At 71.0% G+C, this 17,453-nt stretch carries 21 protein-coding genes; 8 read left to right on the top strand and 13 right to left on the bottom strand.

The features are described 5' to 3' along the window. Window positions 1–14 precede the first annotated feature (14 nt). Genes MIC98_RS08680 through MIC98_RS08670 form a run of 3 tightly spaced genes read right to left on the bottom strand, consistent with a single transcriptional unit; the run spans window position 15 to window position 2,044 of the window. Entirely contained in the window at window positions 15–896 is an 882-nt protein-coding gene (locus tag MIC98_RS08680; RefSeq protein WP_057642102.1) for a DUF4097 family beta strand repeat-containing protein, read from the bottom strand. A 24-nt stretch (window positions 897–920) separates the two neighbouring features. Further along, window positions 921–1,469, bottom strand: a complete 549-nt coding sequence (locus tag MIC98_RS08675; protein WP_239736869.1) for a hypothetical protein — start codon at window positions 1,467–1,469, stop codon at window positions 921–923. Continuing rightward, the gene (locus tag MIC98_RS08670; protein WP_239738109.1) at window positions 1,466–2,044 is read right to left on the bottom strand and encodes a sigma-70 family RNA polymerase sigma factor; all 579 of its coding nucleotides are present in this window, start codon (window positions 2,042–2,044) and stop codon (window positions 1,466–1,468) included. Before MIC98_RS08670 ends, MIC98_RS08675 begins: the two co-directional genes overlap by 4 nt. Before the next feature lie 129 nt (window positions 2,045–2,173). Between MIC98_RS08670 and MIC98_RS08665 the strand changes: the two genes are divergently transcribed. From MIC98_RS08665 to MIC98_RS08655, 3 genes are all read left to right on the top strand, one after another. Then, window positions 2,174–3,439, top strand: coding sequence for an ectonucleotide pyrophosphatase/phosphodiesterase (locus tag MIC98_RS08665; protein ID WP_239736868.1), 1,266 nt, complete (start codon window positions 2,174–2,176; stop codon window positions 3,437–3,439). Between the two features lie 48 nt (window positions 3,440–3,487). Beyond that, window positions 3,488–4,069, top strand: coding sequence for a mechanosensitive ion channel family protein (locus MIC98_RS08660; protein ID WP_239736867.1), 582 nt, complete (start codon window positions 3,488–3,490; stop codon window positions 4,067–4,069). A gap of 225 nt (window positions 4,070–4,294) precedes the next feature. Then, window positions 4,295–5,542 carry a sugar transporter gene (locus MIC98_RS08655; RefSeq protein WP_239736866.1) on the top strand — a complete coding sequence of 416 codons (1,248 nt, stop codon included), beginning with the start codon at window positions 4,295–4,297 and terminating at the stop codon, window positions 5,540–5,542. A 9-nt stretch (window positions 5,543–5,551) separates the two neighbouring features. Here MIC98_RS08655 and MIC98_RS08650 read toward each other — a convergent pair whose 3' ends face one another. Both MIC98_RS08650 and MIC98_RS08645 read right to left on the bottom strand, forming a co-directional pair. Beyond that, window positions 5,552–5,815, bottom strand: a complete 264-nt coding sequence (locus MIC98_RS08650) for a DksA/TraR family C4-type zinc finger protein (protein ID WP_239736865.1) — start codon at window positions 5,813–5,815, stop codon at window positions 5,552–5,554. An 80-nt stretch (window positions 5,816–5,895) separates the two neighbouring features. Then, window positions 5,896–6,453 (bottom strand): DUF2058 domain-containing protein, encoded by a 558-nt coding sequence (locus MIC98_RS08645; protein WP_239736864.1) that lies wholly within the window; start codon window positions 6,451–6,453, stop codon window positions 5,896–5,898. A gap of 67 nt (window positions 6,454–6,520) precedes the next feature. Here MIC98_RS08645 and MIC98_RS08640 point away from each other — a divergent pair, with 67 nt between their 5' ends. After that, window positions 6,521–7,045, top strand: coding sequence for a YgjP-like metallopeptidase domain-containing protein (locus MIC98_RS08640; RefSeq protein WP_239736863.1), 525 nt, complete (start codon window positions 6,521–6,523; stop codon window positions 7,043–7,045). A gap of 137 nt (window positions 7,046–7,182) precedes the next feature. Next, a complete protein-coding gene (locus MIC98_RS08635) occupies window positions 7,183–7,893 on the top strand; it encodes an rRNA pseudouridine synthase (protein ID WP_239736862.1) in 711 nt (236 codons plus the stop codon). A 190-nt stretch (window positions 7,894–8,083) separates the two neighbouring features. Here MIC98_RS08635 and MIC98_RS08630 read toward each other — a convergent pair whose 3' ends face one another. From MIC98_RS08630 to MIC98_RS08605, 6 genes are all read right to left on the bottom strand, one after another. Continuing rightward, window positions 8,084–8,389 carry an AzlD domain-containing protein gene (locus MIC98_RS08630; protein WP_239736861.1) on the bottom strand — a complete coding sequence of 102 codons (306 nt, stop codon included), beginning with the start codon at window positions 8,387–8,389 and terminating at the stop codon, window positions 8,084–8,086. Then, on the bottom strand, window positions 8,389–9,117 hold the full coding sequence (locus MIC98_RS08625) for an AzlC family ABC transporter permease (protein WP_239736860.1): 729 nt from the start codon (window positions 9,115–9,117) through the stop codon (window positions 8,389–8,391). The genes MIC98_RS08630 and MIC98_RS08625 overlap by 1 nt, the downstream gene beginning before the upstream one ends. Before the next feature lie 84 nt (window positions 9,118–9,201). After that, complete coding sequence (locus MIC98_RS08620) at window positions 9,202–10,272, bottom strand: HDOD domain-containing protein (RefSeq protein ID WP_239736859.1); 1,071 nt, start codon at window positions 10,270–10,272, stop codon at window positions 9,202–9,204. A 45-nt stretch (window positions 10,273–10,317) separates the two neighbouring features. Next, window positions 10,318–10,605 (bottom strand): hypothetical protein, encoded by a 288-nt coding sequence (locus MIC98_RS08615; RefSeq protein WP_057640128.1) that lies wholly within the window; start codon window positions 10,603–10,605, stop codon window positions 10,318–10,320. A gap of 82 nt (window positions 10,606–10,687) precedes the next feature. Further along, window positions 10,688–11,875: an MFS transporter gene (locus tag MIC98_RS08610; protein ID WP_239736858.1), complete on the bottom strand. Its 1,188-nt coding sequence runs from the start codon at window positions 11,873–11,875 to the stop codon at window positions 10,688–10,690. 70 nt (window positions 11,876–11,945) lie between these two features. Further along, window positions 11,946–12,581: a LysE family transporter gene (locus MIC98_RS08605; RefSeq protein WP_239736857.1), complete on the bottom strand. Its 636-nt coding sequence runs from the start codon at window positions 12,579–12,581 to the stop codon at window positions 11,946–11,948. A 149-nt stretch (window positions 12,582–12,730) separates the two neighbouring features. On the opposite strand from MIC98_RS08605, the gene MIC98_RS08600 reads away from it, so the two are divergent. Further along, entirely contained in the window at window positions 12,731–13,636 is a 906-nt protein-coding gene (locus tag MIC98_RS08600; RefSeq protein WP_239736856.1) for a LysR family transcriptional regulator ArgP, read from the top strand. A 157-nt stretch (window positions 13,637–13,793) separates the two neighbouring features. On the opposite strand, the gene MIC98_RS08595 is transcribed toward MIC98_RS08600, so the two are convergent. Together MIC98_RS08595 and MIC98_RS08590 are read right to left on the bottom strand one after the other, a co-directional pair. Beyond that, window positions 13,794–14,711 (bottom strand): M14 family metallocarboxypeptidase, encoded by a 918-nt coding sequence (locus MIC98_RS08595; RefSeq protein ID WP_239736855.1) that lies wholly within the window; start codon window positions 14,709–14,711, stop codon window positions 13,794–13,796. 133 nt (window positions 14,712–14,844) lie between these two features. Then, entirely contained in the window at window positions 14,845–15,732 is an 888-nt protein-coding gene (locus tag MIC98_RS08590) for an acyltransferase (protein WP_239736854.1), read from the bottom strand. Between the two features lie 131 nt (window positions 15,733–15,863). Between MIC98_RS08590 and MIC98_RS08585 the strand changes: the two genes are divergently transcribed. Further along, on the top strand, window positions 15,864–16,712 hold the full coding sequence (locus MIC98_RS08585) for a sensor domain-containing diguanylate cyclase (RefSeq protein WP_239736853.1): 849 nt from the start codon (window positions 15,864–15,866) through the stop codon (window positions 16,710–16,712). 53 nt (window positions 16,713–16,765) lie between these two features. Beyond that, window positions 16,766–17,407, top strand: coding sequence for a ribonuclease T (rnt, locus tag MIC98_RS08580; protein WP_239736852.1), 642 nt, complete (start codon window positions 16,766–16,768; stop codon window positions 17,405–17,407). The last annotated feature ends 46 nt before the right edge of the window (window positions 17,408–17,453 follow it).

The raw sequence follows: 17,453 nt of genomic DNA, 5'->3' as shown, positions 1-17,453 counted from the left end.
CCGTTCGATCCGCCTCAGCGCGCGCCGAGGCTGACCCGCACGCTGCCCGAGTGCGAGTTGATGGAGATGTCGCCATCGCCGCCGCCGAGGCGCGCGTCGAGGTGGCTGCCTGGGCCGTAGCGCGGGCGCTCGACCTCGCCCACGTCCGAACGGATGCTGCCGCTGAAGCTGCTGACCTTCAGCTGCGCCGAGGTGCGCGCCGGCAGGGTCAGCGAGATCGGCGCGCTCACCGTCTGCAGGCTGATGCGGCCGCCCGGCTGCAGGCCGGCGCTGCGCACGCCGAGGCTGCCGGACACGGTTTCGGCGTTGAGCCGCTGCACCGCGGAAAGGTCGAGGTCGACCGCGCCGCTGACCGAGTTGGCGGCCACGTCGCCGCCGCTGCTGCCCGCCGCGTTGATCGCGCCGCTGACCGTGCGCAATTCCAGCCGTGGGGTCCGCAGCTGCGAGCGGATCGCGCCGCTGACGGTGTTGAAGCTGGCCTCGGCGGCCTGCCCGCCGGCGGTGATGCCGCCGCTGACGGTGCTGGCCTGCAGCCGGCGCAGGTCGACCTCGGCCACGTCCAGCGCGGCGCTGACCGTGCCGGCCTGCAGTTCGCTGCCGCGCGGCACCCGCAGTTCCAGCACCGCGCCGCGGCTGTTGCGGCCGTTCTGCGGGTACACCACCTTCAGCTGCACGCGGTTGGCGCTGTTCTGCACGTCCAGCCGCTGGCCCTCGCCGAGCGTGCCGGTCAGCTGCACCTCGTTGCGGTCCCAGCCGCGCACGCTCACCGAGCCGGCGACGTTGCTGATCTCGACCCGCCCGCCGCTGGACAGCGCGTGGTGTTCGTTGACCGTGGTCTGCGCCAGTGCCGGCGCCGATGGGGCCAGCAGCGCAGCGGCGGCCAGCAGGTATCGCATGGAAACATTCATGGTGGTTCTCCTTCAGGTGGCAAGACCGGCGGCGGCGAGGCCCTGCCGGGTGAGTTCCAGGCGCAGCGCGTAGGTGCGCCGCAGTTGCCCGAGCAGGAAGCCGGCGTCGGGGCTCTGCGCGATCGCCGAGCGGATGCCGGCGGCGCTGGCATCGAGCTCGTGCAGCGCGGGGACGAGTTCGGCGGGCACGGTGTCCTGCGGGATCGCCGCGATCGCCTGCCGGTATTGGTCGGCGAGCGCATCGGCCTGCACTTCCAGCGGCGATTCCGGCGGCGACGGCGGCTGCTCGTGCAGTTCCCTCCAACGGCCGGTGCCCAGCAACGCCAAGGCCGCGACGGCGGCCGCCGCGGCGATGGGCAACCAGCGGCGATGACGCCGGGCGGGCACGACGGCGACCGCTGGCCGGAGGCGCGGCTCTTCGCGCAGGCGCGCGGCGATGCCCTGCCAGGCCGTGGCCGGCGGCAGGCGTTCGGCCGGCAGCTGGCGCAGGCGCGCGGCCAGTTCGTCGTGCTCGTGTTCGTGGTCGTGGTCGTGGTCGTGGTCGGCGTCGTGTCGGTTCATGGCGTTTCTCCAAGACGCGCGCGCAGCAGGCCACGCGCGCGATGCAGCTGTGCCTTGGAACTGCCGACGGCCATCCGCAGTTCCTCGGCGATTTCCTGATGCTTCCAGCCCTCGATGTCGTGCAGCACCAGCACCGCGCGGGCACGCGGCGGCAGGGTTTCCAGCGCGCGCTCCAGGTCCAGCCCGGTGGCATTGCAGCGCATGGATGCCGGCAGCCCCGCCAGCACCTCCATGCCGTCCTCGCCGATGTCCAGCGCCTCGAACGCGGCGCTGGCGCGCAGTTCCATCAATGCAGTGTTCACCGCCAGCCGGTGCAGCCATGTACCCAGCGCGCTCTCGAAGCGGAACTGCGGCAGCTTGCGCCAGGCCTGGATGAAGGTTTCCTGCAGCGCGTCCTCGGCGCGCGCGGCGCTGCCGCCGCACAACCGCCACAGCAGCGCGTACAGGCGCGGCGCATGGCGGCGGTAGATGCATTCGTAGGCATGGCCGTCGCCCGCGGCAGCGGCACGCGCCAGCGTGGCGTCGTCGGCAGCCTGCGGATGGGAAGCGGTGGCGGTCACGGTGGCGGCGAGCATATCCATTGGATGCGACCGCCGCCGAAAAGGTTTAAAGCCGGTCGTACGAATCCCCGCATCGCCGGCACGGGCTGACAGCGCCGGGCCGGTGGCCGACAATCGGCCTCCGCCACTCCCCACTGCGATTCCATGCTCCGACTCTCCGCCGCCCTGCTCGGCGCGGCCCTCGCGCTGGCCGGCTGCGCCGGCGTGCCCGCGGCCGCCCCCGTCGCCACCGCGACTCCCGCCACGCTGCCGCGCGAGGCCACCTCGCCGCTGATCCTGATTTCGATCGACGGCTTCCGCAACGACTACCTGCAGCGCGGCCTCACCCCCACGCTGGCGGCGCTGGCCGACGACGGCGTGCGCGCCGAGTACATGCGCCCGTCGTACCCATCGATCACCTTCCCCAACCACTACACGCTGGTGACCGGGCTGCGCCCGGACCACCACGGCGTCATCGCCAACTTCATGACCGACCCGTCGATATCCGGCGTGCGCTTCAGCATGTTCGACCCGGCGACCGTCGGCGACGAACGCTGGTGGGACGACGGCACGCCGCTGTGGACCCGCGTGCGCGAACAGGGCGGCCGCGCCGCGGCGATGTTCTGGGTCGGGTCGGAAGCGCCGGTGCATGGCGCGCGCCCGGAGTTCTGGCGCCCGTTCGACATCGCGGTCAGCTCCGAGGACCGCGTCCGCCAGGTGCTGGAGTGGCTGGCGCTGCCCGCCGCCGAGCGCCCGCATTTCATCACCCTGTACTTCGACCGGGTGGACAGCATGGGCCACGAACACGGCCCGGACTCGCCCCAACTGGACCAGGCGCTGGGCGAGGTGGACACCGCCATCGGCCACCTGCTGCAGGGCATCGAGGCGCTCGGGCTGGGGCAGCGGGTGAACGTGGTGGTGGTGTCCGACCACGGCATGGCCGCGACCGGGCCGGAAATGGAGTTCTTCCTCGACGACCTGGTCGACGTGAGCCACCTGGACTTCGGCTGGACCGGCGCCTATGCCTCCTTCGACGCCCTGCCCGGCGGCGAGGCCGCCGCCCGCCAACTGATGGGACGGCACGCGCACATGCAATGCATGCCGCGCGGGCAGATCCCGGCCCGCTTCGAATACGGCCGGCACCGCCGGGTGCCCGCCTACATCTGCATCGGCGAACCCGGCTGGCAGATCACCACCCGCACGGAGATGCAGCGCAAGGGCCACCGCCTGCGCGGCGAGCATGGCTACGACAACCTGCTGCCGGACATGCGCTCGCCGTTCATCGCCCACGGCCCGGCGTTCCGGCAGGGCGTGGTGATCCCGCCCATCGACAACGTCGACGTGTACCCGCTGCTTGCGCGCGTGCTCGGCATCGAGCCCGGCGCCAACGACGGCGACCCCGCCCACACCGCCGCCGCGTTGCGCCCCTGACCACCACGGGCCGCCGCCGACGGCCGCGGCCCGCAAGGAGATACCCCGATGAAGCACTACCTGCCGGAATGGATGCACGAATGGGTCGGCACGCTGGAGCTCGCCCTGTCGATCATCGCGATCCTGCTGGCCGCCTGGCTGCTGCGCCTGCTCAACCGGCGCCTGCTGGCGCGGCTGGGCCGCCATTACACCCTGCCCAGGCCGATGGAAATGGCGATCCGGCGCCTGTCCAGCTTCATCATCTGGAGCTGCACGCTGGTGGCCATCCTCGACCGCGTCGGCGTGTCGGCCACGGTGCTGTGGACCGCCTTCACCGGCTTTGCCGCGGTCGGCGCGGTGGCGTTCTTCGCGGCGTGGAGCGTACTGTCCAACATCTTCTGCACGCTCCTGATCTTCACCACCCGCCCATTCCGCCTCGGCGACCACATCGAGGTGCTGGAGAACGGCGAGAAACCCGGCCTCAAGGGCCGGGTCATCGACATCAACCTGATCTACACCACGATGCAGGAAATCGGCGGCCCGAGCGAAGACGCGCTGATGCAGATCCCCAACAGCCTGTTCTTCCAGCGCGGCCTGCGCCGCTGGCCGGGCGGGCGCATCGACGGGAACCGCCTGCTGGGCGACGGTTGAGGCGGCGGCCCTTCCGGCCACGTTCCTTTCTTCGCCCGATTGCACGGGGGCACGGAAACCATCCCGTAGAGCGGGGCTTGCCCCGCTGGGGCGTTCCCGGCAAAGCCCAGCGGGGCAAGCCCCGCTCTACGAGCGCAAGTCCGGGCGAGGCATTCGTTTTGTTGCAGTGCAGCGAAAAGATGCAAGAATCCACGCCTGCGACAGCCTGAACCGGCCCTGCCCCCAATGTCCCGTGCCTCCTCCCCGTGCCCGTCCACCGCGACGGGCGCCGCCGCCCCCGTTTCCGCCGCGCCCACCCCCAGCGACCGCCAGCGCTGGCTCGCCGTCATCGCGCTGGCGCTGGCCGCCTTCGTGTTCAACACCAGCGAATTCGTCCCGGTCGGGCTGCTCAGCGACATCGGCGCCAGCTTCGGCAAGCCGATCGAGCAGGTCGGCCTGATGCTCACCATCTATGCATGGGTGGTGGCGCTGACCTCGCTGCCGTGCATGCTGCTGACCCGCAATTTCGACCGCCGCAGGCTGCTGCTGGGCGTGTTCGCGCTGTTCATCGCCAGCCACCTGCTGTCCGGCGTGGCCGGGAGCTACCCGGTGCTGATGGCCAGCCGCATCGGCATCGCCCTGGCGCATGCGGTGTTCTGGTCGATCACCGCCTCGCTGGCGGTGCGCGTGGCGCCAGCCGACAAGCGCCCGCAGGCGCTGGGGCTGCTGGCCACCGGCACCTCGGTGGCGATGGTGCTGGGCATCCCGCTGGGCCGCGTGGTCGGCGAATGGCTGGGCTGGCGCACCACCTTCATCGCCATCGGCGGCATCGCCCTGCTGGCCATGCTGGTGCTGGCGCGCCTGCTGCCGCCGCTGCCCAGCCGCAACAGCGGCTCGGCCAGCAGCATCCCGCTGCTGCTGCGCCGCCCGGCGCTGCTGGCGCTGTACCTGCTGGTGATGGTGGTGGTGACCGCGCAGTTCACCGGCTACAGCTACATCGAGCCGTTCGTGCAGCAGGTGGGCGGCTTCGGCGGCCACGTCACCACCTGGGTGCTGCTGCTGTTCGGCGGCATGGGCTTCGTCGGCAGCCTGTTGTTCTCGCGCTTCGGCCTGCGCTGGCCGCGCGGCTTCCTGCTCGCCGCCATTGGCGCGCTGGTGCTGTGCCTGCTGGGCCTGCGCAGCGCCGCCGGCAATGCCTGGGCGCTGTACGCGCTGGCATCCGCATGGGGCGTGGCGATGATCTGCTTCGCGTTGTCGATGCAGTCCAAGGTGCTGCACCTGGCGCCGGACGCCACCGACGTGGCGATGGCGCTGTTCTCGGGCATCTTCAACATCGGCATCGGCGCCGGCGCGCTGGTCGGCAGCCAGGTCAGCCTGCGCCTGGGCATGGGCCACATCGGCGTGGTCGGCGGCCTGATCGCCGCCGCCGGCTGGCTGTGGTGGCTGTTCTCGATGCGGCGCTGGAGCGGCAGTTTCCGACTGCACGGCCACTGAGCGGCGGCTTCAACGCAGCTGGCTGTCCTTGCTGCCGCGCCGGTTGTAGCCGGCGAACACGGCCTCTTCGTCCAGCGCCTGCTGGCAGGCGACGCACAGGCGCACGCCCGGCACCGCCTTGCGCCGTGCCTCGGGGATCGGCGCGTCGCATTCCTCGCAGTGTTCCAGGCCCGGACCGCTGGGCATGCGGCTGCGGGCGCGCTTGATCGCGTCCTCGACGGTGGCGTCGATCTGATCCTGAACGGCGGTATCGCCCGCCCAGCCGGTAGCCATGACTGCTGCTCCAATGACCGGTGACTTGACCGGCAACCAGCCTAGCGCATCGACCTGCATGGTGGCCCAATGGCCGCCATTCACCACATGAGGTCGTCGGGCACCACGAACTGCGCGTAGTAGGCGTCGTCCTCGGCATTGCCGGTGGACGCCGCCGCGTCGCCGCCCTGGCCGTGGTCGAGCACGATCAGCGTCGCGTCGCGCTCGCGCACCTTCTCCGCCGCCGCCCGCGGCAGCAGCTCGAAGCCCTCGCCGTGGCGCGCGATCACCAGCGTGCCGGCGGCCAGTTGCCGGCGCTGCGCCTCGTCGACCAGCAGGGTGCGGATCACCGCGCCGTCATCGAAGCGGTAGTCCAGCTCGCCGCTGCGCGGCACCCTGCGGTCGGCGATGATCTGCCGCGCCTGCGCGCGCAGCTCGTCGGCGCGGCGCCGGGCGTTGTGTTCGGCAGCCAGCACGCGGTCGCGCTCGGCCTTTTCCGCGCGGGCGCGTTCGGCTTCCAGCTGGCTGTCGCTGGGGCCGGCGGGCGCGCCCTTGGCGTGGCGCGCCTTGTTCTGCTCGCGCGCCACCTGCGCCACCTGCGACTTCTTGACCAGCCCGGCCTTGAGCAGTTGTTCCTGGAGCGGGTTCGCCTTCGCCATCTTGGTGATTCGTGGTTCCGTTGCCGATGCTGCGATGATACCGGCCCGCCCGTCCCCGCGCCCGCCGATGCAGCCCCTGAAGTACCTTTCCGGCTATCCCGAACACCTGCAGCAGCGTGCCCGCGAACTGCTCGATGCCGGCAGGCTAGGCGCAACGGTGCGCGGCCGCCACCCGCAGGCGCACGCGGTGCGCAACGACCGCCAGCTGCACGACTACGTGCAGGAACTGAAGGCACGCCACCTGCGCCAGTCGCCGCCGCTGGGCAAGGTGCTGTACGACGGCAGGCTGCAGGTGCTCAAGCACGCGCTGGGCCTGCACACCGCCATTTCCCGCAACCACGGCGGCAAGCTCAAGGCCAGCCGCGAGATCCGCATCGCCAGCGTGTTCCGCGACACCCCGGCGCCGTTCCTGCGGATGATCGTGGTGCACGAACTGGCGCACCTGAAGGAAGCCGAACACAACAAGGCCTTCTACCAGCTGTGCCTGCACATGGAGCCGGACTACCACCAGCTCGAATTCGACCTGCGCCTGTACCTGACCGCGCTGGAGCACGAGGCTGGCCGGCCCGCCGGGGACACCGGGATCCCGTAGCTGCGGGGCTTGCCCCGCATGAAGTTTTACCGGCGAAAGCCCCGTGCCTGTCCCGAAAAGGGATGCAAGCACAAGCCCGGCACCTACGATGGAAGGCCGGGCGCTACACTCCCCGCCCGCCGTACCGAGCCTGCGCCATGACCACGCCCCTCCGCCTCGACAAGCGCCTCGCCGCGCAGCTGCACTGCTCCCGCGCCCAGGCCCGGCACTACATCGAGGGCGGCTGGGTCAGCGTGGACGGCGTGGTGGTGGAAACCCCGCAGACGCTGGTGGCCGATGAAACCCTCGCGTTGGCGGCCGGGGCCGGCAGCGAACCCGCCGAGCCGGCGACGCTGCTGCTGAACAAGCCCGCCGGCTGCGACGCCGAAGCGCTTTCGGCGCTGTTGCGCGAAGACAACCGCTGCGCCGACGACGCCTCCGGCACCCGCCTGCTGCACCGCCATTTCCAGCGGCTGCAATCGCCGATGCCATTGGATGCCGACGCCTGCGGGCTGCTGGTATTCACCCAGGACTGGCGCGTGCGCCGGCACCTGCTCGAAGCCGGCCCGTCGCTGGAGCAGGAGTTCATGGTCGACGTGGAAGGCGAAGCCGGGCCGTGGGCGCTGGCAAAGCTGGCCCACGGCCTGCACCACGCGGGCCGTGCCCTGCCCGCCTGCAAGGTCAGCTGGCAGAGCGAGCAGCGCCTGCGTTTCGCGATCAAGGACGTGCGCCCCGGCCAGCTGCAACACATGTGCGGGCAGGTCGGCCTGCGCGCCACGCAGGTGCGCCGGCTGCGCATCGGCCGCATCGGGCTGAGCAAAATGCCCGAAGGCCAATGGCGCTACCTCGCCGCCGGACAGCGTTTCTGAGCCGCACGTTACCGTAGACGCAGGCCTTGCCCGGCACCAGGTAGGTCGGGGCTACGCCCCCGACGTTCGTGTCCCGATATCCCGTGCGTCGGGGGCGTAGCCCCGACCTACTCCTCCTCGACAATACGTGGAGGCGGGGCTTGCCCCGCAGGGGCATTCCCGGCCACCCCGCGCCGGGCAGGCCCGGCACCTACGCCAGCAGCCGCAACAACGCCGCAGCCGCTGCGCCGGCCAACACCACCACGAGAAAAGGCAGCCGCAACAGCAACGCGACGGCCGCGGCCAGCAGCGCGCCGATGCGCGCGTCCAGCACCACGCCCTGCCCGGCGGAAACAGCGTTCATCGTGGTCAACGAGGCCAGCAGGCCGATGGTCAGCGTGCCGGCCACCCGCGTCATCCGCGGCGACGCCATCCAGCGCACCGGCACCAGATAGCCACAGAACTTGATCGCCCAGGCCACCACGCTGCCCAGCAACACCCATGCCCACAGCGACATCAGCCCTGCCCTCCGTCGCCTTCGGGTGACACGTCCGGCTCCAGCCCTTCGTTGGCCGGGCCATGCCCGAACCAGCCCCACACCGCGGCAATCGCCGCCGCCAGCAGAATCGGCACGCCCGGCGGCACCCACGGCAACGCCAACATCGTCGCCAGCGCGCAGACCACGGCGATGGCCACCGGCTCGCGCGAACGCAGGCGCGGCCACAACAGGCCGAGGAAGGCCGCCACTGCCGCGCCATCCAGGCCCCAGCGGCGCGGGTCGCCCAGCGCATCGCCCAGCACCGCGCCAAGCAGGGTGAACAGGTTCCACAGCACATAAACGCCGATGCCGGCCACCCAGAAGCCACGCCGCTGTTCGGCCGGCTCCCACTGGCCGGCCGCGGTGGCGGCCGATTCGTCGATGGTGACCTGCGCCGACAGCAGCCGCCGCCAGCCGCGAGGCCGCAGCATGCGGTTGATCTGCGCGCCATAGACGGCATTGCGGATGCCCAGCAATGTGGCCGCGCCGAACGCCGCCGCACCGCTGCCACCCGCCCCCACCACGCCGATGAAGGCGAACTGCGAGCCGCCGGTGAACATCAACAAGCTCAAGGCGACGGCCTGGCCGACGCTGAAACCGGAGGCGACCGCCAGCGCGCCGAAGGAAACGCCATACAGGCCGGTCGCCACCGCGATCGACAGGCCGATGCGTACTGCCGGGGTGAAGCGCGGGGAATGCTCGTTCATCAATCAGGCCCGGGCGTATGGGAGAGCCTCATGTGGACCGCTGGATGGCGCATGGCCTGCGCGCGGTTCCAGCAGACCCACTGCTCACTCGTCCTGCTGCGGATCGTCGGGGTTGACCCGCTTCCACAACCATTCGGCCACGTGGCCGGGCACGCACCCGGCCAGCAGTTGCAGGGCTTCGTCGGTTTCCATCAGGTTCTCGCGGCACAGCATCGACAACGCCGCGGCCAGCTCGCCCACTTCCAGCGAGCGCGCCAGCGCCTTCGCCCGCGGCCATGCCGCCTGCCCCTCCAGCGCCGCGGCGACGTCGGTGGACAGTTCCCATTGCCGCGCGATCCGCGCCGCCAGCAGCGGCGTGCAGCGCTCCAGCAGCGACAGCAGCACCTCCGGCGACGGCGCCAGCGTCTGCCTGCGCGAATACGCCTCGGCGGTGGCGTGCACCACGATCACCATGCCCAGCCCGCGCAGCAGGCCGGCCAGCTGCGCGGAGAAACCGTCCTCTCGCTCGATGCTGCGCGCATGGTCGGCGGTGGCCAGCGACATGCGCAGGGTGTAGTCCCACAGCCGCTGCGAGAAGCGCCCGCCGTCGCGCTCGGGCGGGTTCATCACCGGCTGCACCAGCGCGGCGGAAATGATCTGGCGGATGCCCTCGTTACCCACCAGCGTCACCGCGCGCTCGATGCTGCGCACTTCCTGTTGCTGGAAGCGGTACAGCGAGCTGTTGGCGATGCGCAGCAGGTTCACGGTCAGCACCGGGTCGCTGCCGATGATGCGGCCGATCGAGCGTGCCGAGGCGGTGCTGTCGTTGACGCTCTGGATCAGCTGCGGCAGCAGGTGCGGGCGCCGCGGGATGTAGCGCTGCGAAAGGTCGGCCCGTTCCAGCGCCAGCAGCACCTCGTCGGCCACCTGCTGGTGCGCGGGGGCATCGTCGTCTGCGGCGCCGGCCTCGTCCACGCCCAGCGCCGCGCGCAGGAAGCGCTGGCGCATGCCCGGCAGCAACGCCGGGTCCAGCGCCACCGGCGCCGCGGACGCGTCCTGCGAGGTTTCCGGGACGAACGACCAGCCCTGGCCCCTGCCGTCCGCGCGCCGCCGCCCGAACGCCCACGCGGCCACCGCGCCCGCGAGCAGGGCCGCCACGATCGCCGAAAGGATCACCGTCGCCAACGTCAACGCACCCCGTGCTGCACGCCGAGCGGCCGGCTACTTGCCGACCTTCTCCAGGCGGATGCCGAGCGGGCCGGTCAGCGCGCCGTCCTCGCCGACGGTGAAGTCCAGCGAGGCGCCCTTCTGCGGCAGCGCCACCTTCAGCGTATCGCCCTCGCGCACGTAGCTGGTCTCCTGCGAGATACCCATCGCCTCGATGGTCACCTTGCCGCCGGAGGTGAAGGTGTACTTGGCCACGCCCATCGCGTCGGTATAGGTGCCATCGATGCCGTGGCCGCAGGCCGACAGCAGGCACAGCGCGGCCACAAGCAGGTACTTCCTCATCGTTTCCCCCGGTAGCGGATGGCAGCGGCCGACATGGCCGCGCATGCAAGCGGATTCTGCCACAGGCGCAGGCCGGTACCGCTCAATCGTTGCCCGCGCGCAGCGGCGACGCCGCGAAGCGGGCCGACAGGCGAAGCGCGAACGCCAGCCCCGCCACAAGCGCCAGGCTCGCGCCGGTGGCGAAGGCCGCCGGCAGGCCGGCGCGCGCGGCGATCGCGCCGGCCAGCACCATGCCCGCGCCGATGCCCACGTCCAGCGCCGAGAAATAGGTGGCCACCGCGGTGCCGCGCTGCGCGTGGCTGCCCAGGTTGACCATCATCGTCTGGTAGGCCGGGTACACCACGCCGAAGCCGAAGCCGGCCAGCAGGCCCGACAGGTAGTACGGCAGCGGCCCGCCGGCCCATGCCATCAGGCCGAGCCCGGCGACCACGCCCAGGGTGCCGCCGTTGGTCGCCTGCACCACCCTGCCGCCATCGACCAGGCGCCCGGAGAACGCCCGCGACACCATCATCCCGATCGCCATCAGGGTGAAGAAGATGCCGGTGTTGCCCGCGCCCAGCTGCTTGCCGTGCAGCGCGGCGAAGGCCAGCAGCATGCCGTAGCCGAGGCCGATCACCGCCAGGTTCAGCGCCAGCGGGATGCCGCGCACCAGCAGGAAGCGGTCCAGCGACAGCACCGTGGCCGCACCGTTGCGCTGCTTGCGCGGCGCATGCACCAGCGCTGCCACCAGCAGGCCGGCCACGCCGGCGGCCACCGCCGCGTCGAAGATCGCGTGGAACGGGTAGCGGTCCATCAGCCACAGCCCGGCCATCGGCCCCAGCGCCATCGCCAGGCTGCTCATCAGCCCGAAGAAGCCGATGCCCTCGCCGCGCCGCACCGAGGGAATGATGTCGATGGCCTGGGTGTTGGCCGCGGTGCTCATCACCGCGAAGGTCAGGCCGATGCCCAGCCGCACCAGCACGAAGGCCAGCACCGTCTGCGCCAGCAGGTAGCCGGAGGTGAACAGCACGTAGGCCGCCAGCGCCAGCAGGTAGGCGTGCTTGGCGTTGAAGCGGTCGACGATGAAGCCCGAGAACGGCCGCACCAGCAGCGCGGCGATCACGTAGCTGGACAGCACGATGCCCACCGTCGCCTCGCCGATCCGCAGCTGCTCCACCAGGTGGAACGGCAGCGTCGGCATCAGCACGTAGAACGACATGCCCATCAGGAAGTTGGCGATGCACGCCAACAGGAAGCTGGATGTCCACAGCGCGGGCCGGGGCGTGCTCACGCGCACGCCACCGTGTAGCCGGCCGCCGGCGGCAGGCCGGCTTGCGCACGCGTGGCCGGTCCTGCCGCCATCAACCGACGCCGCGCAGCGCTAGGGTCAGCGCCAGCACGCTGAGCAGCACGGCGATGGTGCCGTCGAGCACACGCCAGGTATTGGGCCGGGTGAACAGCGGCGCCAGCAGGCGCGCGCCCAGCCCCTGCGCGGTCAGCCACATTGCGCTGGCGGTGACCACGCCGGCGGCGAAGGCCATGCGCGCGTGGCCGAAGTTGTCGGCGATCGAGCCGATCACCATCATGTCCAGCCAGAAATGCGGGTTGATGATCGAGAACCCGGCCGCGGCCAGCATCGCCGCGCGGCACGAGGACGCGGCGGTGTCGTCCATCTGCATGCCGCCGCCGCCGGCCACCGCTCGCCGCGCCGACTGCAGCGCGTACCAGGCCAGGAACGCCACGCCGCCCCACAACAGCACCGTGGTCAGCCACGGCAGGTGGTCGGTGAGCGTGCGCAGGCCGGCGACGCTGGCGAAGATGAAGGCCGCATCGATGGCGAAGCAGGTGGCGATGACCGGCACCACGTGCTGGCGCAGGATGCCCTGGCGCAGGATGAAGGCGCTCTGCGCACCGACCACGGCGAACAGACCGATGCCGGTACCGGCACCGCTGAGCCAGGCGCTGCCGGTGGCCTGGGCGGAAACGACGGAGAACATGGGGGGACAAGCCTTGTTGCGATGGGGGGGAAGGCGGGACCCCGGGGGGAGAGAGAGGACCCCGGGACCGCCGACGGACAATATTGTTGCAGTGCGGCATCAAGAAGTGGAGCTAAACTTCTTAAACCATCATTAGCCACACTTAATCCATGCGCATCGACCATGCCCAGCTCCGCGCCCTCGCCGCGGTGATCCGCGAAGGCAGCTTCGAGCGCGCCGCACTGGCGCTGAACGTAACCGCCTCGGCGGTGTCGCAACGGATCAAGGCGCTGGAAGACCGGATCGGCAAGCTGCTGGTCAGGCGCACCAGCCCCTGCGAGGCCACCGCCGAGGGCCAGGTGCTGGTGCAGCTGGCCGAGCAGACCGCGCTGCTGGAGCGCGACGCCTTCGAGCGCATCGGCGTCGCCGACGCGGAACTGCCGCGCGCCAGCATCCCGGTCGCGGTCAACCACGACAGCATGGAGACGTGGTTCCCCGAGGCCGCGCTGGCCTTCGCCCAGGTCAGCAGCACCACCCTGGACCTGCATACCGAGGACCAGGACCACACCGCCGCGCTGCTGCGCCAGGGCGCGGTGCTGGGTGCGGTCACCACCCTGTCCGAGCCGGTGCAGGGTTGCCAGATCCACGCGCTGGGCAGCATCCGCTACGCCGCCACCTGCACCCCCGGGTTCCACGCCCGCCACTTCGCCCGGGGCGTCACCGCGCAGGCGCTGGCACAGGCGCCGGTGCTGGTGTTCAACCGCAAGGACGACATGCAGGCGCGCTACGCGCAGCGGCTGGCCGGCTCGACGCAGCCGCTGGATGCGCCCACGTGGTGGATTCCCTCCACCCGCGCCTTCGTCCACGCCAACCTCGGCGGGCTCGGCTGGACCATGAACCCGCTGCCGCTGGTGCGCCGCCACCTGGAAAGCGGGCGGCTGGTCTACGTCAAGGCGCGCGCGTGGGAGGACGTGCCGCTGTACTGGCAGCACTGGAAGGGCGAAGTGGCGTCGATGGCGCAGCTGACCCGCGCGATCCTGCAGGCGTCGTCGGCACTGGTGCGCAAGCGGCGCTGAGGATGGCGCGATGCCGTTGGGCGTCGCCTTGCTTGCGGCGCATCGGCAGTCACCGGGAAGGCCCTGTACGGGGCAAGCCCCGTACCTACGGCGTATATGCGGGGCTTGCCCCGCATGCAGCATTTCGCCGGGACGATGACACCCGCGACAGGCGGTTTCAGCCGTGCGCCAGCGCGTATTCCAGCGCGCCGCGCACCGCGGCCACCTGCGCGTCGTCGCATTGTTCCGGCGTGGCCTTCGGGCTGTCCGGGTACACCTCGGTGGTGGTGGTATAGCGCGCATCGCTGATGCCGGCGCACAGGCCCAGTGCCTTGAGCGGGTATTCGATGACGCCGTGCGCGACCACCGGCGAGCCGATGATCCGGCCATCGCCGTCGGCCGGCGCGATGTGCGTCACCTTCGCCACCGCCTCGATCACCGCCTGCTGGAACGCCGGCTGGCGGTTCTCGCTGTCGTCCACCAGGTAGAAGCCGTCGGGGATTTCGCCGGGCTCGAACGGCTTGCCGTCGCGCGCGGCCAGCGCCGGGCGGAACTCGCTCTCGTCGGTGTCGGTGGTTTCGTGCAGGTCGATGTGCATCAGGAAGCGGCCGCGCAGCGGCGCCACCAGCGCCATCAAGGCCGCCGATTCCGGCGCGGGGCTGTCGATCACGAAGGAGCGGTTCGGGTCCAGCGCCAGCGCGTTCCAGCGCTGGATGCGCTCGTAACCCCACGGGCTCACGCAGGGCACGACCAGCAGGTTGCAGCGGCCGGCATGGTCGGCGGCGTGCCGGTCGACGAACTTCAGCGCGCCCTGCACGCCACTGGTTTCGTAGCCGTGCACGCCACCGGTGACCAGTATCACCGGCAGCGCGTCGTCCCAGCCGCGGCTGCGGATCGCCAGCAACGGATAGTGGCCGGAGGAATAGTCCAGCTGCCCGTACTGCGAGACATCGAAGCGCCCGCGCAGCGCGTCGATCTTCGCCACCACCTCGTCCGCATGGCTGCGCTGCACCCGCTGCCGCGCCAGCCACTGCGCGCGTTCCTGCGCACCCCAGGCCTGGCCGGGGGTTCCGATGGGATAAAAGGCGGCGGTCATGGCGGTTCCTCGTTGTTGCGGAAAGGCCCGCACTCTAAACCGTGGCGGCGCGCCGCGGGCGGCTGGGCTCCCGTAGGCGTGGGGCTTGCCCCACGCGATGCTTTACAGGCCCCATGCGGGGCAAGCCCCGCATCTACGGGGTCGATTGCTCCAGCAGCGTGGCGATGTCCTCGTCCTTCTGCTGCCACAGGCCGTTCATCCATTGCTGGAAACGGGCGCGGAAGCCGCGGTCGCCCTGGTAGTCGCCACCGGCCAGTTCGGCCGGGATCGGCCATTGCCGCACCAGCACCTTCACCTGCGGCACGCGGTTGGCCATCAGGTCGAGCATCGACGGGATGCCCTTGGGATAGACGATGGTCACGTCCAGCAGCGCATGCAGGCCCTGCCCCATCGCGTCGAGCACGAAGGCCACGCCGCCGGACTTGGGCTTGAGCAGGTACCGGAACGGCGAGGACTGGCCATCGTGCTTGGCACGGGTGAAGCGGGTGCCCTCGACGAAGTTCATCACCGCCACCGGGATGTCGCGGAATTTCTCGCATGCCCGGCGCGTCACTTCCATGTCGCGCCGGCCCAGCTCGGGGTTCTTCGCGATCTGCTTGCGGCTGTAGCGGCCCATGAACGGGAAATCCAGCGCCCACCATGCCAGCCCCAGCACCGGCACCCAGAACAGCGAGCGCTTCAGGAAGAAGCGCAGCAGCGGGATGCGGCGGTTGAACACCTTCTGCAGCACCACGATGTCCACCCAGCTCTGGTGGTTGGCCAGCACCAGGTAGTGGCCGTCGCGCGCCAGCACGGCATCGCCGCCCACCTCGAAACGGGTATCGGTGAACAGGCCGATCATCATGCTGTTCACGCCGATCCAGCTCTCGGCCAGCCCGGTCAGCAGCGGGTTGCAGGCGCGCCGCACCGCGGCCAGCGGCAGCACCGCCTTGAATAGCGCCACCACGAACAGCGGCACGCAGTGCAGCAGCGTGTTGAGCGCGATCAGCAGCAGGATGGGGATGATGCGGAACCACTTCATCGGCAGGAAACTCCCGGGAAAACGGGAGCTGCCCCCCGTCGAAAAGGGCCACAGGGTAGCAAACGCCGGCGTGCGTTCCGCCGGCGCGGGCGCATAATCGGCGCCTGGTCCCCGCACGATCGCCCTGCCGCATGCCCACGACGTTGCCGCCCCTGGGCGAGATCCTCGACCTGCTGCCCGACGCGGTATGCGTGGTCGATCCGGAAGGCCACTACCTGGCGGTCAGCGCGGCCTTCGAGCACATCATCGGCTACCGCCCGGACGAGGTGATGGGCCGGCGCATGATCGAACTGGTCCACCCCGACGACCGCGCCGCCACCGCGCTGGCCGTGCAGCGGGTGATGGAAGGCCGGCCGCTGCCGCATTTCCGCAACCGCTACCTGCACCGCGACGGCCACGTCGTGGACATGCAATGGTCGGCCAAGTGGTTGCCCGAGTACGGCGTGCGCCTGGCCGTCGGCCACCAGGTCACCGAGCTGCGCGAACTGGAGCGCAAGCTGGAATACATGGCCGGGCACGACCCGCTCACCGGGCTGCCCAACCGCTACCGGCTGCGCGAGGAACTGGAGCGGGCCATCGGCGACAGCGAACAGGCGCTGGCGGTGCTGTATCTGGACCTGGACGGCTTCAAGGCGGCCAACGACCGCCACGGCCACGCGCAGGGCGACCGGCTGCTGTGCGAAGTGGCCAACCGGCTGCGGCAGGCCCTGCGCCACGGCGATTTCATCGCGCGGGTGGGCGGCGACGAATTCGTCGTGCTGCTGCCCGGCTGCGCCGGCCACGGCGATGCCCGCAGGGTGGCCGACACCTTGCAGGCCAGCGTGGCGGCGGCCGAGGTGCCGCCGTTTGCCGGCATCGGCGCCAGCGTCGGCGTGGCCTGCTGCCCGGCCGACGGCCGCGACGCCGAAGCCCTGCTGCGCTGCGCCGACGCCGACATGTACGTGGTCAAGCACCGCCACCGCGGCGCGGCGGCCCCCTGAGCCACGGCCCTGCGCGCGGCGGGACCGCGCCGGCCCTCTGTTACCCTAGCGCGATGAACCAACCCGCTGACCGTTCGGCCGCAGCCGCCGCTTTCCCGCCGATGGCGCAACGCTTCCGCGGCTTCCTGCCGGTGGTGGTGGACGTGGAAACCGGCGGCTTCGACTGGAACCGGCATGCGCTGCTGGAAATCGCCGCCATCCCGCTGGAAATGGACGAAAACGGCCTGCTGCTGCCCGGCCAGACCAGCTGCGCGCACGTGGTGCCGGCCGAGGGCACCGACATCGACCCCAAGTCGCTGGAGATCACCGGCATCGTGCTCGACCACCCGTTCCGGCTGGCCAAGCCCGAGCGCGAGGCGCTGGAGCACGTGTTCGCCCCGGTGCGCGCGGCGCTGAAGAAGCACAACTGCCAGCGCGCGATCCTGGTCGGCCACAACGCGCACTTCGACCTGAACTTCCTCAATGCGGCGGTGGCGCGCAGCGGCCACAAGCGCAACCCGTTCCATCCGTTCAGCGTGTTCGACACGGTGACCCTGGCCGGCGTGGCCTACGGGCAGACGGTGCTGGCGCGCGCGGTGCAGGCCGCCGGCTTCGAGTGGGACGCCAACCAGGCGCACAGCGCGGTCTACGACACCGAGCAGACCGCGCGGCTGTTCTGCCAGATCGTCAACGGCTGGCCGCAGGGCAGCCGCTGACCGGTGCTGCCCGAGCGTTGGTCGAGCGGCGCGCGCGGCGGCGGGT

The organism is Stenotrophomonas sp. NLF4-10, assembly GCF_022359915.1.
In the GTDB taxonomy this organism is placed as follows: domain Bacteria; phylum Pseudomonadota; class Gammaproteobacteria; order Xanthomonadales; family Xanthomonadaceae; genus Stenotrophomonas; species Stenotrophomonas daejeonensis.
The sequence above is the reverse complement of the archived record's forward strand: the minus strand, read 5'-3'. Positions and strand labels throughout refer to the sequence as shown.

Bases quoted from the DNA above. Each gene is read 5' to 3' on its own strand.
- MIC98_RS08650 (WP_239736865.1), bottom strand. From the start codon at position 5,815: ATGGCTACCGGCTGGGCGGGCGATACCGCCGTTCAGGATCAGATCGAC.
- MIC98_RS08675 (WP_239736869.1), bottom strand. From the start codon at position 1,469: ATGAACCGACACGACGCCGACCACGACCACGACCACGACCACGAACAC.
- MIC98_RS08665 (WP_239736868.1), top strand. From the start codon at position 2,174: ATGCTCCGACTCTCCGCCGCCCTGCTCGGCGCGGCCCTCGCGCTGGCC.
- MIC98_RS08640 (WP_239736863.1), top strand. From the start codon at position 6,521: ATGCAGCCCCTGAAGTACCTTTCCGGCTATCCCGAACACCTGCAGCAG.
- MIC98_RS08680 (WP_057642102.1), bottom strand. From the start codon at position 896: ATGCGATACCTGCTGGCCGCCGCTGCGCTGCTGGCCCCATCGGCGCCG.
- MIC98_RS08590 (WP_239736854.1), bottom strand. From the start codon at position 15,732: ATGAAGTGGTTCCGCATCATCCCCATCCTGCTGCTGATCGCGCTCAAC.
- MIC98_RS08660 (WP_239736867.1), top strand. From the start codon at position 3,488: ATGAAGCACTACCTGCCGGAATGGATGCACGAATGGGTCGGCACGCTG.
- MIC98_RS08625 (WP_239736860.1), bottom strand. From the start codon at position 9,117: ATGAACGAGCATTCCCCGCGCTTCACCCCGGCAGTACGCATCGGCCTG.
- MIC98_RS08670 (WP_239738109.1), bottom strand. From the start codon at position 2,044: ATGCTCGCCGCCACCGTGACCGCCACCGCTTCCCATCCGCAGGCTGCC.
- MIC98_RS08595 (WP_239736855.1), bottom strand. From the start codon at position 14,711: ATGACCGCCGCCTTTTATCCCATCGGAACCCCCGGCCAGGCCTGGGGT.
- rnt (WP_239736852.1), top strand. From the start codon at position 16,766: ATGAACCAACCCGCTGACCGTTCGGCCGCAGCCGCCGCTTTCCCGCCG.
- MIC98_RS08655 (WP_239736866.1), top strand. From the start codon at position 4,295: ATGTCCCGTGCCTCCTCCCCGTGCCCGTCCACCGCGACGGGCGCCGCC.
- MIC98_RS08585 (WP_239736853.1), top strand. From the start codon at position 15,864: ATGCCCACGACGTTGCCGCCCCTGGGCGAGATCCTCGACCTGCTGCCC.
- MIC98_RS08630 (WP_239736861.1), bottom strand. From the start codon at position 8,389: ATGTCGCTGTGGGCATGGGTGTTGCTGGGCAGCGTGGTGGCCTGGGCG.
- MIC98_RS08645 (WP_239736864.1), bottom strand. From the start codon at position 6,453: ATGGCGAAGGCGAACCCGCTCCAGGAACAACTGCTCAAGGCCGGGCTG.
- MIC98_RS08605 (WP_239736857.1), bottom strand. From the start codon at position 12,581: ATGTTCTCCGTCGTTTCCGCCCAGGCCACCGGCAGCGCCTGGCTCAGC.
- MIC98_RS08615 (WP_057640128.1), bottom strand. From the start codon at position 10,605: ATGAGGAAGTACCTGCTTGTGGCCGCGCTGTGCCTGCTGTCGGCCTGC.
- MIC98_RS08600 (WP_239736856.1), top strand. From the start codon at position 12,731: ATGCGCATCGACCATGCCCAGCTCCGCGCCCTCGCCGCGGTGATCCGC.
- MIC98_RS08635 (WP_239736862.1), top strand. From the start codon at position 7,183: ATGACCACGCCCCTCCGCCTCGACAAGCGCCTCGCCGCGCAGCTGCAC.